Source organism: Klebsiella sp. GG_Kp175 (genome assembly GCF_040062325.1).
Classification (GTDB): domain Bacteria; phylum Pseudomonadota; class Gammaproteobacteria; order Enterobacterales; family Enterobacteriaceae; genus Klebsiella; species Klebsiella quasipneumoniae.
Map to the genome: position 1 here is coordinate 437,535 of NZ_JBEAFX010000002.1, position 12,988 is coordinate 450,522.

At 58.9% G+C, this 12,988-nt stretch carries 12 protein-coding genes; 5 read left to right on the plus strand and 7 right to left on the minus strand.

Annotated features, from left to right (window positions below; translation table 11 throughout):
- Nucleotide 1: 1 nt before the first annotated feature.
- The 3 genes from fruA to fruB are packed head-to-tail and all read right to left on the minus strand — an operon-like array spanning nucleotide 2 to nucleotide 3,782.
- Nucleotides 2-1,696 carry a PTS fructose transporter subunit IIBC gene (fruA, locus tag ABLU73_RS05220; RefSeq protein ID WP_004201641.1) on the minus strand — a complete coding sequence of 565 codons (1,695 nt, stop codon included), beginning with the start codon at nucleotides 1,694-1,696 and terminating at the stop codon, nucleotides 2-4.
- Between the two features lie 16 nt (nucleotides 1,697-1,712).
- Nucleotides 1,713-2,651, minus strand: coding sequence for a 1-phosphofructokinase (gene fruK, locus ABLU73_RS05225; protein ID WP_002912941.1), 939 nt, complete (start codon nucleotides 2,649-2,651; stop codon nucleotides 1,713-1,715).
- Nucleotides 2,652-3,782, minus strand: a complete 1,131-nt coding sequence (fruB, locus tag ABLU73_RS05230; protein ID WP_004201642.1) for a fused PTS fructose transporter subunit IIA/HPr protein — start codon at nucleotides 3,780-3,782, stop codon at nucleotides 2,652-2,654. It lies immediately after the preceding gene.
- Nucleotides 3,783-4,118: 336 nt separating this feature from the next.
- On the opposite strand from fruB, the gene setB reads away from it, so the two are divergent.
- Complete coding sequence (setB, locus tag ABLU73_RS05235) at nucleotides 4,119-5,300, plus strand: sugar efflux transporter SetB (RefSeq protein WP_043520318.1); 1,182 nt, start codon at nucleotides 4,119-4,121, stop codon at nucleotides 5,298-5,300.
- Nucleotides 5,301-5,334: 34 nt separating this feature from the next.
- On the opposite strand, the gene ABLU73_RS05240 is transcribed toward setB, so the two are convergent.
- The gene (locus tag ABLU73_RS05240) at nucleotides 5,335-6,471 is read right to left on the minus strand and encodes an HlyD family secretion protein (protein WP_004201644.1); all 1,137 of its coding nucleotides are present in this window, start codon (nucleotides 6,469-6,471) and stop codon (nucleotides 5,335-5,337) included.
- 1 nt (nucleotide 6,472) lies between these two features.
- Complete coding sequence (locus ABLU73_RS05245; RefSeq protein ID WP_017899321.1) at nucleotides 6,473-6,817, minus strand: DUF3302 domain-containing protein; 345 nt, start codon at nucleotides 6,815-6,817, stop codon at nucleotides 6,473-6,475.
- A gap of 213 nt (nucleotides 6,818-7,030) precedes the next feature.
- On the opposite strand from ABLU73_RS05245, the gene ABLU73_RS05250 reads away from it, so the two are divergent.
- On the plus strand, nucleotides 7,031-7,963 hold the full coding sequence (locus tag ABLU73_RS05250; RefSeq protein ID WP_017899320.1) for a LysR family transcriptional regulator: 933 nt from the start codon (nucleotides 7,031-7,033) through the stop codon (nucleotides 7,961-7,963).
- A 2-nt stretch (nucleotides 7,964-7,965) separates the two neighbouring features.
- Here ABLU73_RS05250 and ABLU73_RS05255 read toward each other — a convergent pair whose 3' ends face one another.
- A complete protein-coding gene (locus ABLU73_RS05255) occupies nucleotides 7,966-8,220 on the minus strand; it encodes a YkgJ family cysteine cluster protein (protein ID WP_004201647.1) in 255 nt (84 codons plus the stop codon).
- 147 nt (nucleotides 8,221-8,367) lie between these two features.
- On the opposite strand from ABLU73_RS05255, the gene yeiP reads away from it, so the two are divergent.
- The gene (gene yeiP / locus ABLU73_RS05260) at nucleotides 8,368-8,940 is read left to right on the plus strand and encodes an elongation factor P-like protein YeiP (protein WP_002912951.1); all 573 of its coding nucleotides are present in this window, start codon (nucleotides 8,368-8,370) and stop codon (nucleotides 8,938-8,940) included.
- 70 nt (nucleotides 8,941-9,010) lie between these two features.
- On the opposite strand, the gene uxuA is transcribed toward yeiP, so the two are convergent.
- Nucleotides 9,011-10,201, minus strand: a complete 1,191-nt coding sequence (uxuA, locus tag ABLU73_RS05265) for a mannonate dehydratase (RefSeq protein ID WP_043520315.1) — start codon at nucleotides 10,199-10,201, stop codon at nucleotides 9,011-9,013.
- A 207-nt stretch (nucleotides 10,202-10,408) separates the two neighbouring features.
- Here uxuA and ABLU73_RS05270 point away from each other — a divergent pair, with 207 nt between their 5' ends.
- A complete protein-coding gene (locus ABLU73_RS05270) occupies nucleotides 10,409-11,875 on the plus strand; it encodes a fructuronate reductase (protein ID WP_043520313.1) in 1,467 nt (488 codons plus the stop codon).
- Between the two features lie 120 nt (nucleotides 11,876-11,995).
- Nucleotides 11,996-12,973 carry a GTP-binding protein gene (locus ABLU73_RS05275; RefSeq protein ID WP_108433368.1) on the plus strand — a complete coding sequence of 326 codons (978 nt, stop codon included), beginning with the start codon at nucleotides 11,996-11,998 and terminating at the stop codon, nucleotides 12,971-12,973.
- The last annotated feature ends 15 nt before the right edge of the window (nucleotides 12,974-12,988 follow it).

Consider the following 12,988-nt stretch of genomic DNA (forward strand, 5'->3'; position numbering starts at 1 on the left):
ATTATGCCGCTTTTTCGACTTCCGCTACCTGCGCTTCCGGGCGTTTCAGCACCGCGTAGGAGAGGCCCGCCACCAGCGTCCCGGCGACAATCGCCAGCAGGTAGCCCAGCACTGGCGTAATCGCCCCCGGGATCAGCAGAACAAACAGCCCGCCGTGCGGCGCCATCAGTTTTGCGCCAATTGCCATCGAGATAGCGCCGGTTACCGCGCCGCCGACGATACAGCAAGGCAGCACGCGCATCGGGTCACGTGCGGCAAAAGGAATCGCCCCTTCAGAGATAAAGCACAGGCCGAGAACCAGCGCGGCTTTGCCCCCTTCCCGCTGCCCTTTGTCGAACTTATTGCGGGCAACCAGCGTCGCGACACCCATCGCCAGCGGAGGCACCATACCGGCCGCCATGATCGCCGCCATCGGCGCGTAAGTCTGGGTACTCAGCAGGCCAACGCCGAAGGCATAGGCCGCTTTGTTCACCGGGCCGCCCATGTCGGTACACATCATCGCGCCGAGGATCGCGCCCAGCAGAACCGCGTTGGCGGTGCCCATGGTTTGCAGCCAGTGGGTCAGCCAGGCGAGGATACCGGCGACCGGTTTACCGATCAGGTAGATCATCGCCAGGCCCACGATCAGGCTGGAAACCAGCGGAATGATCAGGATTGGCTTCAGCGCTTCCATACTCTGCGGCAGTTTCAGCTTAGTGCTGATGGCTTTCGCCACGTAACCGGCAAGGAAACCGGCGATGATCCCGCCGATAAAGCCGGAGCCGCCGCTGACCGCCAGCATACCGCCGATAAGACCCGGGGTCAGACCCGGACGGTCGGCAATAGAGAAGGCGATAAAGCCCGCCAGCACCGGCACCATCAGCGCGAAGGCCGAGCCGCCGCCGATTTGCATCAGCGCCGCCGCCAGGGTGTCTTTTACTTCAAACGCTTTGATCCCGAAGGCAAAGGAGAGCGCGATACACAGGCCGCCCGCCACCACCATCGGCAGCATGTAGGAGACGCCAGTCAGCAGGTGGCGGTAGGCGCCCGCCGACTCTTTTTTACCTTCGCCAGCAGCCTGAGGTTTCCCGGAAGGCTGGTACGGTTTGGCTTCCACCACCGCTTTGTCCAGCTCCTGGGCGGTTTTCTTCAGCGCCAGACCGGTGGTAGTGCGATACATCGGCTTGCCGGCGAATTTCGCCAGGTCGACTTCGATATCAGCGGCGACGATCACCAGATCCGCCTCGGCCACCTCTTCCGGGGTGATAGCATTGCCCGCGCCGACGGAGCCGCGAGTTTCCACTTTCACCCACCATCCGCGTTTTTTCGCTTCGGTTTCAATGGCTTCAGCGGCCATAAAGGTATGGGCAACGCCGGTCGGACAGGCGGTGACCGCGACAATACGTTTCGGTCCGCTGGTGGCCGCCGGGACTGCCGCGGCGGCAGGCGCCGCGTACGGCGTCGCATGGCCCTTGGCTTCGCTCAGGAACAGCTCCGGGTGCGCCACGGCGCGATTAATATCGCCGAGGAAAACCTGTTTGCCGTTCAGCGCGCTGTCAGTGGGCAGCGCCGACCCGAGAACAATCACCAGTTCGGCGTCGTTGGGGTTATCAATCAGTTCAAGGTGCGCTTTTGGCGCGGCGGCGCCCAGCAGGGTTTTCGCCATATAGGCGCGCGCCTGTCCGAGTCCGGCATCAATAATCAGCAGCGTTTTCATTATGCCTCTCCTGCTGTCAATTAAAGGGTTGTAAGTCGACGCGCGCCATCATCGCGGCCAACTGGGTACGGTCGGTGATCCCTACATTGCTCTGGCTGACGGCCAGGGCAGCGACAGCGGTCGCCAGGCGCAGGGTATGTTCGCTGGATTCACGCATCAGCAGGCCGTAAATCAGGCCGCCGACCATCGAATCGCCGGCGCCAACGGTGCTGACCACTTCGACTGAAGGCGGCTTGGCAATCCACTCGCCGGAGGCGTTCACCCACAGCGCGCCCTCTTCGCCCAGGGAAATCACTACGTGAGCGATCCCCTGCTCGCGCAGCGCATGGGCGGCGTCGATAACGTCTTTCATCTCCGGCAGCTTACGGCCAGCCCAGATTTCCAGCTCGCGACGGTTCGGTTTCACCAGCCACGGCGCCGCTTTCAGTCCGGCAACCAGCGCTTCGCGGCTGCTGTCGAAAATGATGCACGGGCACTGGCTGCGCAAACGGGTCATCCAGTCGGTAAAGGCCTCCGGGCTGACGCCGGACGGCAGACTGCCGCTGACGCAGACCATATCGAACTGCCCGAGCCAGCTCAGGGAGTCGTTGACGAAGCGTTCCCAGTCGCCCGGGGTCACTTCGAAGCCGGAGAAGTTGAAATCGGTCACTTCGCCATCTTTTTCCGTCAGCTTAACGTTGATGCGGGTCCGGCCCTGCACCACCTGGAAACGGTTGGCGATCCCCAGCTCGCTGAACAGCTGCTGAAAGCCATCCTGGTTGTCTTTCCCCAGGAAGCCGCCGACAGTGACGTCAATGCCAAGATCTTTCAGCACTTTCGCCACGTTGATGCCTTTCCCGGCGGCGTGCAGGCCGGTGGTACGCACCAGGTTCACTTCACCGCGCTCGATCTCCGGGGTGAAGCCCACCAGATCGTACGCCGGGTTTAAAGTAATGGTTGCTACACGTCTGCTCATTTATGCGCCCTCCCCAAGGCCTGCGGCGATCGCTTCGCCAATCGCATCCAGCGCTTGTTGCGCATCTTCACCCTGCGCGGTAAAGCGCAGACGGTGACCTTTTTTCACACCCAGCGCCACGACCTTCATCAGGCTACGACCGTTGGCCGGCTTGCCGGAACCGTCGAGGTTAGTGACGGTGACGTCGCTGGAAAATTGTTTAATGGTGTTGACCAGCATGGTGCCCGGACGGGCATGCAGGCCATGCTCATTGCGCACCACGAATTCGGCGCTCAGCACATCTTCGGCAATCGCGTCGTCGCTGGTCAGCAGCGCCAGCACGGTGGCGGCGTCGGCTTTCAGCAGATGGTCAGCTTTCTTGTCCAGCAGCAGCTTGCTCAGGCGGTTCAGCACCGCGGTTGGCTGCTCGTCGGTCATCGCCACCGTGACCAGCAGGGAAACCGGCTGATCGTCGCGGGTGAAGGCGGTGGCGGCGCGGCTGACCGCCACGGCGCTGCGCAGATTGCCTTCAGCGCTGTCGTTCAGCCAGATGCCCTGACCGAGGTTCAGCGGCGTATCGTTAATGACGTGGCTAACGAAGGCGGAATCCACCGCGCCTGCTTCTTTCAGACGCGCGGCGTTCAGCGCCTGCAGGGTCAGCAGATCGCTGGCCGCGACGTCGAGACTGAGGGTCTCGTTGTCCAGCTTCAGCGCTTCGCTCTGTTTCTCTCCCATCAGCAGCGCACGCAGCTCTTCCGCGGTGGTGGCGGACTGCAGCTGGGCGGCGACGGCGTCATCGCTCAGCACGTGGGTCAGCTGACGCAGCAGGCCGAGGTGTTCATCTGAGCTGGCGGCAATCCCGATCGCCACATAGGCGGTCTGCCCTTCGCCCCAGGTGACGCCCTGCGGGAACTGAAACACCTGAACGCCGGTCTTCAGCACCTGATCACGCGTATCCGTCGTGCCGTGCGGGATCGCGATCCCGTTGCCGAGGAAGGTCGAGGTCTGCTGCTCGCGGGCCAGCATGCCGTTCACGTAGCCATCGGCCACGTTGCCGGCGCTGACCAGCGCGGCGGCGACCTGCCGGATGGCCTCTTCTTTATTACCGGCCTGCTGGCCGGGATGAATATCCTGCACAGATAACTGGAACATGGTTCTCCTCTCCTGCTGAATTGAATCGTTTCAGCTAACTTGAGAAAAAAGGCGCCATCTGACGGTGAACGATATGTCGAATGACGCTGAAACGTTTCAAGAATTTTGTACCTTTCTTGCTCAATGCGCAAGGTACGTCAGCGACTTGATTGCAGAACTTAGAGGTACTGCACACTTTTGCTGAAGCCCTGGCGCCTGGCTGGGGTAAGCGTCAGCTTTTTGCTGAACCTTGTATTTTGAAACGCCTTTTTAATTATTCGTGCCATACTACTGTTTATTTTCAGCCAGCAGGCGTAAACTCCGCGCCGTCTCCTGAAACTACAGAAAACCAAACACATGGAAAACCGAAGCGCCGCCCTTCCCCGACGCGGATTCGATGTCACCTCTTCCGCCTTCCTGATCGTCGCCTTTCTGACGGGCATTGCCGGGGCGTTGCAGACGCCGACCCTGAGCCTGTTTCTGACCAATGAAGTACACGTCCGCCCGGCGATGGTGGGTTTCTTTTTTACCGGCAGCGCCGTCATAGGCATTCTGGTCAGCCAGTTCCTCGCCGGACGTTCTGACCGTCAGGGCGACCGCAAGCAGCTGATTGTCGTCTGCTGCCTGCTGGGAGTGCTGGCCTGCGTGCTGTTTGCCTGGAACCGGAACTACTTCATTTTGCTGTTCGTCGGCGTCTTCCTCAGCAGCTTTGGTTCGACCGCCAACCCACAGATGTTCGCCCTCGCGCGCGAGCATGCCGACAAAACCGGCCGCGAAGCGGTAATGTTCAGCTCCATTTTGCGCGCCCAGGTTTCCCTGGCATGGGTGATTGGTCCCCCGCTGGCCTATGCGCTGGCGATGGGGTTTGGCTTTACCGCGATGTACCTCAGCGCCGCGGCGGCGTTTATCGTCTGCGGGATAATGGTCTGGCTGTTCTTGCCCAGCATGCGCAAAGCGAAGGCGGTGGCGACCGGCCGGCTGGAAGCCCCGCGCACGCACCGCCGCGATGCGCTGTTGCTGTTCAGCATCTGCACGCTGATGTGGGGCACGAACAGCCTGTACATCATTAATATGCCGCTGTTTATCATTAACGAGCTGCATCTGCCGGAAAAGCTGGCCGGCCTGATGATGGGTACCGCCGCCGGGCTGGAAATCCCCACCATGCTGATTGCCGGTTACTATGCCCGGCGCTTCGGTAAACGCTTTCTGATGCGCCTCTCCGCGGTGGCTGGGGTGCTGTTTTATGTGGGCATGCTGACGGTGCATACGCCGGGGCTGCTGCTGGCGATGCAGGTGCTGAACGCCATCTATATTGGGATCCTCGCCGGTATTGGCATGCTTTATTTCCAGGATTTGATGCCCGGGCAGGCAGGCGCTGCCACCACCCTCTACACCAATACCACCCGCGTCGGTTGGATCATCGCCGGCTCATTGGCGGGCGTGGCGGCAGAGATCTGGAGCTATCATGCGGTGTTCTGGATTGCGCTGGTCATGGGGATCGCCACGCAGGCCTGCCTGTGGCGGATCAGGGACGTCTAGATAAGGTTGCCCGGCCGGAGCCGGGCAATGGGGATTAATGATCCAGATAGAGATAATGCAGCCAGCTGGTCATGCGCAGCAGCACTTTGCGCATAATCGACACATGGGCAAAATAATCGGTATACACCGCCGCCTGGGCGCTGACCCCGTCCGGTAAATGTTCCACTTCCGGATGGGGATCGAGGTCGATCAGCACGTAAATGCCCTCTTTCCCTGCCCCGGCGTTCAGTCCTTGCAGCGCGCCGCTGGCCTGGTAGCTGCCGTCCGGGACGGTCGGCAACACCCGCGATACCTTACCGCTGTAGACGCTGCCCGGCAGACCGTTAAACACCACCTCCGCGCTATCCCCGGCCGTCAGACGCAGGACCGAATTCTGGCGGAATACCGCCACCACCTGGCGCTTTTGCTGGGGAATAAACACCAGCACCGGCTTGAAGGGCAGACGCACCGCGGTCATCCCCGGCCGCGCCAGAAGCTGGGTGACGTAGCCGTCGCTCGGCGCGCGAATCACGGTTTGCGCCAGATTATACTCCGCTTCAAGGATCTGCGATTTCAGGCTGGCAATATTGGCATCCAGCCCGTGGTAGCGTCCGGATACCTGCTCTCGGGCGTTTTGTAATTGCGCTTTAGCCGCCTGCAGTACCGCCGACTGAATCTGCACCTGCTGCCTGGCATGGGTCACATCCTGTTCCGAAAAAGGATTCACCGGCATGGCCGCTCCCTGGGCATAGCGCTGGTAGTCGCGGGTGACCCGGTCGTACTCCGCCTGCGCCTGCTGTACTCTGGCGCTGGCATCGTCAATGGTTGCCTGCTTCGCCCGCAGCGTGGCCTCCTCGGCCGCCAGATCGGCTTTCAGCTTGTTCAGCCGTGCGCGGTAGCGGGTATCGTCGATGCGAAACAGCAGTTCGCCCTTCTTCATTAACACATTGGTTTTACTGGTCACCTCCACCACCTCGCCTGATACCTGCGGCACCATCGGAATGGAGACGACAATTTTTTGCGCTCGCATCGTATAGGGGTGGTTATAGTTCATCGTTAATATTAGTGCACCGACGATCACTATTCCGCCTAATATAGCGGTGGGGATCGTCCATTTATTTACTGGAATGCGAAATATTTTAAACACGCCCCAGGCAATGGCGACATAGCAAAGGATAATTAACAGATCCATATTATTTCTCGCTATTCTCCACCGACGCCTGCTGGCTGTTTTTTAATGCCGCTTCAAGTAACGCAATGCGTTTCTCCAGCTCCGCTCGCTGCTGATGTCCTTCGGTCTGTGAGGCCATCCCCCAGCCACGATCAGGCCGGTACAACGTGGCCCAGATCCACAGAAAAGGCCAGATAGCATGCAGGGTAAACAGGCTTATCCAGCCTGCTACATGAATCGCGTCCTGATGGGGATGCTGGCGTTTTTGCGCGATGTGATAGGGAATATCGTGGATAATAATAACTCCATAAAACAATATGAGAAATACCAGTATTAATACAAACAAAGCAAAATAATTAAGCAGCATGGTGCATATACACTCAGTAAGCCAGCGGGAAGATCGTTATTTTTAATCACGTCGAGAACCACAAAAGAAGCAATAAAACGCACAGATTTCCTTAAATAAACGACTGTTCAACGCAAAGGCCATCATACGTTCAGCGGATCAATAAATCACATGGCAATTCAGCCAAACTGGTATATCATTTTTGATATACCATTAATATCAGGCAGCGATAAGATGTTGAAAGACTTTAAAATGGACGAGCTGAGGATCCTCTGCGCCATCGCCGAAACCGCCAGCGTAAGCCGGGCAGCCCAGCGCCTGAATATGCCCCAGTCTAACGTCTCACGGACGCTGACCAGCGTGGAGCGGAAAGTCGGTCTGGCTATTTTTCTGCGCACCGCCAGGGAACTGGTGCGTACCGAGTTCGGCGAGCAGTTTATTCACGCCAGCAGCGCCGTTCTTGCGCAGCATGAGCAGCTTATCAACCTCGCCGACCGTTATAAGAACACACTGCAGGGCGTTGTCACCCTTGGAGCGCCCATCGGCATCCACCAGTTTCTCGGGCGCTATATTCTGCCAGCGCTAAGAAAAACGCTGCCGGAGCTGCAGATCAATCTGGTCACCCGCAACGCCAGCGAGCGGGAACAGAAATACGGCGCCATTTTCAATAGCGACTGCGATCTGCTGATAAGCCCCTTTAAGCCACAGAATGAAAACCTCATCGCCCGCCCGTTTACCCGCTTTCGTACCGGCGTCTTCGCCTCCCCGGATTACCTCGCGCAACACCCTATCGCCGAACCGGAGGCGCTGGTGGATCATGAGTGCATCACCCTGCGTATGCTGGGCGGCAGCGACAATATCTGGACCTTCAAAAGCAAAAACGGCAAACCGCTTAATCTCACGGTAAAGGGGGGATTCGTGTGCGATAACACGCTGCCGGCGGTGGAGCTGGCGAAGCTAGGGATGGGGATCGTTTATGCGCCCTACTATTCACTCGCCACCGAGCTGGCGGCAGGACAGTTGGTTCCCTGTCTGAAAAAGGAGCGCTGTATCGATCTGCAGGCCTGGCTTATCTACCAGCGACGGGACATTCTTCCGCTGCGCGTCCAGGCGCTGCTGGACGGCCTCAGCGTCCATATCAAAAACCTGTCTCATTTGCTGCTTTAAGCTCAGGGCGCGGTGGCCAGCTCAAGCGCCAGCAGCCAGGTAATGGCTTCATCACGATGAGTCAAGCACATCTCCGGCGAGGGCTGCAGGCTGGCGCACACCTTCGGGCGCAGTGGGGAACCGAAAATGAGGCACAGATTGTGCTCGGAGAGCTGAATACAGCGAGTGTTGGCCGGCTTGCCCTGCGGCATACCGGGGATCGGCGATGATATAGAGGGGGCGATGCAACATGCGCCACAATCAGTACGACATTCCACAACCCAGCTCCCGAACGCTCATTTTGCGCCACAGCCTAAACGTTTTGCCAGAAGATAGCAAAACTCGCGAATTCCACTTGCCTGAACGCCCGGGCGCGAGTAGTTTTACGCGATATTTTTGACTCGTTAAGTGACAGGATTACTGCAATGCCAAGAGCGAATGAAATTAAAAAAGGTATGGTGCTGAATTACAACGGCAAGCTGCTGATTGTGAAAAATATCGATATTCAGTCACCCAGCGCCCGCGGTGCTGCGACACTGTATAAAATGCGCTTCTCCGATGTGCGTACCGGCCTGAAAGTAGAAGAGCGCTTCAAAGGCGACGATATCGTCGATACCGTGACCCTGACCCGCCGTTTCGTTGACTTCTCTTATGTCGATGGCAACGAATACGTGTTCATGGATAAAGAAGACTACACCCCTTACACCTTTACAAAAGAGCAGATCGAAGAAGAGCTGCAGTTTATTCCGGAAGGCGGCATGCCGGATATGCAGGTGCTGACCTGGGATGGGCAGCTGCTCGCGCTTGAGCTGCCGCAGACCGTGGACCTGGAAATTATCGAAACCGCGCCGGGGATTAAAGGGGCATCCGCCAGCTCCCGCACCAAGCCCGCCACCATGAGCACTGGCCTGGTGATTCAGGTGCCGGAATACCTGACCACCGGTGAGAAAATCCGCATTCATATCGAAGAGTGCCGCTATATGGGCCGCGCGGATTAATCTTCCGTGACGAGTTGACATAAAAAAGGACAGCCGCTGGCTGTCCTTTTTATTATCCCCATTGCCGCGATTACAGCAGTTCAGGGTATTTGGTCATCTTCAGCGCCAGCTCCACGCCACGTACTTCCGCCATCCCCTTGAGACGGCCAATCGCCGAATAGCCTGGGTTGGTTTTCTTCCGCAGATCGTCGAGCATCTGATGACCATGATCCGGACGGAAGGGGATCGGGCGCAGATCGCCGGCCTGCTTACGCCGCTGCTCTTCACGCAGAATCGCATCCACCACCGCCACCATATTAACGTCGCCGCTAAGGTGCGCCGCCTCGTGGAAGGTTTTCGGGTTCGCTTCACGGCAGGTGGAGCGCAGATGGGTAAAGTGAATGCGATCGCCAAAGGTCTCCACCATCTTTACCAGATCGTTATCGGCGCGGACGCCATAGGATCCGGTGCACATGGTAAAGCCATTATTAATGCTGTCTACTGTCTCTTTCAGCCACTGCATATCTTCAATGGTCGAGACGATACGCGGCAGGCCAAGGATCGGCCGCGGCGGATCGTCCGGATGCACAGCCAGACGGATCCCCACCTCTTCGCACACCGGCACGATGGCCCGCAGGAAATAGGCCATATTTTCGCGCAGCTGCGCTTTATCGATGTGGTCATATTCCGCCAGACGCGCGCGGAACTGGTCGAGGGTGTAACCCTCTTCCGCCCCCGGCAGGCCGGCGATGATATTGCGGGTTAGTTTCTCAATGTCCGCTTCGCTCATCGCCTTGTAATACGCCTCGGCCTGGCGCTGCTCTTCTTCGCTGTAATCCGCTTCCGCCCCCGGGCGTTTGAGGATATGCAGTTCAAAGGCGGCGAAGGCGATCTGATCGAAACGCAGCGCCCGGGAGCCGTCCGGCAGCTCATATTCCAGATCGGTGCGCGTCCAGTCGAGGATCGGCATAAAGTTGTAGCATACGGTATCGATGCCGCAGGCCGCGAGGTTGCGGATGCTCTGCTGATAGTTGGCAATCCAGGTCGCATACTGCCCGCTGTGGGTTTTAATATCCTCGTGCACCGGAATGCTTTCGACCACCGACCAGGTCAGCCCTTTCGCCGCTAACAGCGCCTGACGCTCTTTAATCTCGTCGACCGGCCAGACCTGACCGTTTGCAATATGGTGCAGCGCAGTGACGACCCCGGTCGCTCCTGCCTGCCGTACATCATCAAGCGATACCGGATCGTTCGGCCCATACCACCGCCAGGTTTGCTCCATCGCTATGCCCTCACAAAAGTTGTTATACCAATAATGGCGACACTCATGACGACTACCATACATGTTTCTCAGCAGGCTGCAAACAGTGCCGGCGCATTGATTGATCCAGCTCACAGTCAGCGGATAATTTCGGCTTACCAATTTAATTTCCTGTCATATAACTTTAGACTGGCAATGTTAATAAGCAGTTAAACAGGTGTGTAAAGAATGACAACAATTGCAACCGCTACGCTACCGGAAAACGTGCAACGTCCTCAGTACGATCGCAGCCAGCTCCGCTCGCGTATTGTCCATTTCGGCTTTGGCGCGTTTCATCGCGCGCACCAGGCGCTGCTGACCGATCGCGTGCTGAATAACATCGGCGGCGACTGGGGGATCTGCGAAATCAGTCTGTTCAGCGGCGATACGCTGATGAGCCAGCTGCGCGAACAGGACCACCTGTTTACCGTACTGGAAAAAGGCGCCGACGGTAATCAGCCCATTATTATCGGCGCAGTGCACGAATGCCTGAACGCCAGGCTCGATTCGCTGGCGGCGATTATCGAGAAATTTTGCGAGCCGCAGGTGGCGATTGTCTCGCTGACCATCACGGAAAAAGGCTATTGCATCGATCCGGCGACCGGCAAGCTGGATCCGACGCATCCGCGCATCGTTCACGATCTGGAAAATCCGACGCTCCCGCAGTCGGCTCCCGGTATTTTAGTTGAAGCGCTGGCCCGCCGCCGGGAACGCGGCCTGCCGCCCTTTACCGTGCTCTCCTGCGATAATATTCCCGATAACGGCAACGTGGTGAAAAATGCCGTCCTCGGCATGGCGGAAAAACGCAGTCCGGCGCTGGCGAGCTGGATCGCCGACAACGTTAGCTTCCCGGGCACGATGGTGGATCGCATTGTTCCCGCCGCCACCGCCGAATCGCTGGCGGAAATCGCCGCCGTGCTGGGGGTGGAAGATCCCTGCGCCATCAGCTGCGAACCCTTCATTCAGTGGGTAGTCGAAGACCACTTTGTCGCCGGGCGCCCCGCCTGGGAGACGGCAGGCGTGCAGATGACCGACGACGTGCTGCCCTGGGAGCAGATGAAGCTGCGGATGCTCAACGGCAGCCACTCTTTCCTCGCCTGGCTTGGCTATCTGGCAGGTCATGCGCACGTTAGCGACTGCATGCAGGATGAGGTCTTCCGCCGCGCCGCCCGCCAGCTGATGCTCGACGAACAGGCCCCGACGCTGACCATTACCGGCGTCGACCTGGCGGCCTATGCCGACAGCCTGATCGCGCGCTTCAGCAACCCGGCGCTCAAACACCGTACCTGGCAAATCGCCATGGACGGCAGCCAGAAGCTACCCCAGCGCATGCTCGACGGTATTCGCGTGCATCTTGAGCGCGGCAGCCGCTGGCCGCTGCTGGCCCTCGGCGTGGCCGGCTGGATGCGCTACGTCAGCGGCACGGACGATGCCGGTCAGGCCATCGACGTGCGCGATCCGCTGGTGGACAAGATCCAGCAGCGGGTGGCGCAGAGCGATGAGCAGCAGCGTGTTGACGCCCTGCTGGGTCTGGAGGAAATATTTGGCCGCGACCTGCCGCGCAACGCCCTGTTTGTGACCGGGATCCGCGCCGCCTGGCAGCAGCTGGCGATGCACGGCGCCCGCGAGGCAGTTGCCCGCGCGCTCGATTCTTAACAATATTTGCGCTTATGCGGACAGAATTCCCTTCTGTCCGCCTCAGGACTTCTCTTTTCCCTCTTTTTTCGTCAGGATAGGCATAACTGTTACAACATTACATTTATCCTGGAGAAAAGAGTGACCAGAACCAATTTGATCACCGGCTTTCTCGGCAGCGGTAAGACGACCTCGATTCTTCATCTGCTGGCGCAGAAGCCTGCGGATGAAAAATGGGCCGTACTGGTTAACGAGTTTGGCGAAGTCGGGATAGACGGCGCGCTGCTGGCCGACAGCGGCGCCCTGCTCAAAGAGATCCCCGGCGGCTGCATGTGCTGTGTCAATGGCCTGCCGATGCAGGTCGGACTGAACACCCTGCTGCGCCAGGGGAAACCCGATCGTCTGTTGATCGAACCTACCGGACTTGGCCATCCAAAGCAGATCCTCGATATTCTCACCGCGGCGGTGTATGAACCCTGGATCGATCTGCGCGCGACCCTGTGCATCCTCGATCCGCGTCAGCTACTGGACGAGAAAGCGGTCAACAACGACAACTTTCGCGACCAGCTGGCGGCGGCGGATATCATCGTGGCCAATAAAAGCGATCGGGAAACGCCCGAAAGCGCTCAGGCGTTTGCCGACTGGTGGCAACGCTGGGGCGGCGAGCGTCGCCAGGTGTCGGTGACCCAGGGGAATATCGACCTCGCCCTGCTTGATGAGCCACGACGGAACACCGCCCCACTGCCGGCGAGCGGGGAGCACGCCCATCGCCATCCCCCAACAGCCGGTCTCGCCGCCCTTAGCCTGGCGGAACACCAGCGCTGGCGCCGCCACCTTAACAGCGGCCAGGGCTATCAGGCCTGCGGTTGGATCTTCGACGCGGAAACGGTCTTTGACACCATCGCCCTGCTGGAGTGGGCCCGGCTGGCGCCGGTGGCGCGCGTCAAAGGTGTGCTGCGCATTGCCGAAGGGGCGGTGCGGATCAACCGCCAGGGTGAGGATCTGCATATCGAGACCCTCAGCGTTGCACCGCCCGATAGCCGCATCGAGCTTATCTCCGCTAATGAAGCCGACTGGAATGCGCTCCAGACCTCATTGTTGAGGCTTCGTTTAAGTTAAGGCGGCTAAGGTTGC

Bases quoted from the DNA above. Each gene is read 5' to 3' on its own strand.
- ABLU73_RS05245 (WP_017899321.1), bottom strand. From the start codon at position 6,817: ATGCTGCTTAATTATTTTGCTTTGTTTGTATTAATACTGGTATTTCTC.
- ABLU73_RS05250 (WP_017899320.1), top strand. From the start codon at position 7,031: ATGTTGAAAGACTTTAAAATGGACGAGCTGAGGATCCTCTGCGCCATC.
- yeiP (WP_002912951.1), top strand. From the start codon at position 8,368: ATGCCAAGAGCGAATGAAATTAAAAAAGGTATGGTGCTGAATTACAAC.
- fruA (WP_004201641.1), bottom strand. From the start codon at position 1,696: ATGAAAACGCTGCTGATTATTGATGCCGGACTCGGACAGGCGCGCGCC.
- setB (WP_043520318.1), top strand. From the start codon at position 4,119: ATGGAAAACCGAAGCGCCGCCCTTCCCCGACGCGGATTCGATGTCACC.
- uxuA (WP_043520315.1), bottom strand. From the start codon at position 10,201: ATGGAGCAAACCTGGCGGTGGTATGGGCCGAACGATCCGGTATCGCTT.
- ABLU73_RS05270 (WP_043520313.1), top strand. From the start codon at position 10,409: ATGACAACAATTGCAACCGCTACGCTACCGGAAAACGTGCAACGTCCT.
- ABLU73_RS05240 (WP_004201644.1), bottom strand. From the start codon at position 6,471: ATGGATCTGTTAATTATCCTTTGCTATGTCGCCATTGCCTGGGGCGTG.
- fruK (WP_002912941.1), bottom strand. From the start codon at position 2,651: ATGAGCAGACGTGTAGCAACCATTACTTTAAACCCGGCGTACGATCTG.
- fruB (WP_004201642.1), bottom strand. From the start codon at position 3,782: ATGTTCCAGTTATCTGTGCAGGATATTCATCCCGGCCAGCAGGCCGGT.